The following is a 518-nucleotide window of genomic DNA, read 5'->3' on the forward strand; positions in this document are numbered from 1 at the left end:
ATACTTTATCAAATGTGAACGGCTTTTGAAACAAGTAGCAACACCACAAGTTGACTACTCTAAACCCGAAGCATTGCTTGGTGTTTTGAATCACTTACAAAGTCAAATTGAGCAGAAAGATCATGTTATTGCCGAATTAGCACCAAAAGCAAAAGCACTTGATGGTTTAAAGCGTTCTGATGGTTTGTTCGGTTTGATAGAAGCAGCAAAGATGCTTGAAGTACGACCAAAGGACTTAACCGATTACTTGCGTAAACATGATTGGGTGTATCGGCGTGCTCCAGGAGCGCCTCTGTTACCTTATCAAGATAAGATCAAGAAAGGATTCATGGACTGTCCTGCTATCACCATTCAAAGACCGGATGGTACAGAAAAGGTGCTCCCTTCAACAAAAATCACCTCCAGAGGATTGGCATGTTTGAGAGAACAAATCTTTGGAGGTGTGCAATGAATAGCAGTGTCGATTTTTTGTGCGATTTGTGGATAGCTTTATATCAGTTTTCTAATGATGAAAATAT

1 protein-coding gene is annotated in these 518 nt (G+C 40.0%); it reads left to right on the forward strand.

The genetic code is table 11. The features are described from left to right. Positions 1 to 451 (forward strand): phage antirepressor KilAC domain-containing protein (locus ACFIO5_RS13530; protein WP_375705695.1); only part of this gene is annotated, 451 nt, incomplete at its 5' end. Positions 452 to 518: the final 67 nt, after the last annotated feature.

The sequence above is a fragment of the Bartonella sp. AA86SXKL genome (genome assembly GCF_042196885.1).